Origin of the sequence: Pontibacter toksunensis (assembly GCF_042686245.1) — a bacterium.
GTDB classification, from domain to species: domain Bacteria; phylum Bacteroidota; class Bacteroidia; order Cytophagales; family Hymenobacteraceae; genus Pontibacter; species Pontibacter toksunensis.
Genome location: NZ_JBHUOX010000089.1, coordinates 1 through 1,128 on the forward strand (window position 1 = coordinate 1; position 1,128 = coordinate 1,128).

At 48.6% G+C, this 1,128-nt stretch carries 1 protein-coding gene; it reads right to left on the minus strand.

What is annotated here, in order from left to right; all coding sequences use genetic code 11:
* Nucleotides 1–784 precede the first annotated feature (784 nt).
* On the minus strand, nt 785–1,128 hold a 344-nt coding region (locus ACFS7Z_RS27230; protein ID WP_377492639.1), incomplete at its 5' end, for a hypothetical protein.

Here is a 1,128-nt window from a genome sequence, read left to right on the forward strand (position 1 = left end):
TTAAAAGGCCCAGAAGTGCCTTTTAATAGCTAAAAATAAGCCGCAGCAACATGCCAGCAACAAAAAACCAACAACCGCAACAAAAGAGCAACAACCGCAGCACTAAGCATTGCTCGGCTTGAACGGTTAAAATAGAAGACACCCTACAAGCCTTCTCAAAATCTTCACGTTTTCCGGGATTGCGCGGATCCGCGGCGGGTGCCTCTCATAGCTCTCCAGCAACGGTTGGCGCAAGCGATACACCCGCTTGTAAGCTGTCTTTTCCTTTATTAACATTAGTGCACGGGCCGGGGTCTTGCGCTGGTCGTTCCCATGAAGCCGCCACAAATCCTCCCGACAGCTCCCCCTATACAGGCATTAAACCGCCATAGCAGCGCAGGGGGAGTTTCAAGCACCGGTGCCTGGCCAGCAACTGCTCCCTTGCCGTATCAGAATTCCGCCGTTTTACGGGATGGCTGTTTTCCCTGGACAGAGCCGGATGCTCTTCCCAGACACTCTTCCGACAGGGGTGCCTAGGCAAGCGCAGGCTGTATCAGGTGCTGTATCAAACGGTGCTTGGGTCATTGCTGCTGATACAGCCGGCACCTGATACAGCAGCAAGCAGAGAATGAGCCTTTTCAGCGTCCCAACATAGCCTAACTATACAAATGGAGTATCTAATTTATATACGTGTGGCAGTCAATGTCATTAACGGGTTTATTTCCGTGGGATATGGACCAATTGAGCCGCCTTATTTCAAAAACAGTTGTTGGAAAATCACCAACAACCGTTTTGTTTGTTGTTTTTAGCGTGCTGAGGCAAACTTCTGTTCTACCCTGACGGAGCGGATAATCTTGCCTCCTGAACCTTTCACTTTGGCTAAGGGGTGTTGTTTCTGGGTATCAACCTTCTGTAATAATTGTGTAAAGATTGCTATCGCTTCTGCCTCTGTAAAAGTACAATGTCCATAGCGTTGTACTGGAATTGCCTCAAATAATGAGCTCTTGCCTGGAGGCACTTTGTCCTGGTACGATGTCATGTTCCAAAACAGGGAGATAGGATCCGAGGTGGTATGCGATTTGACGAGGGGCTTCTTGAGGATGCCTTTGGTCTCATAATATTTCTTGATGTTTTTGGTGGCTTCCTTGT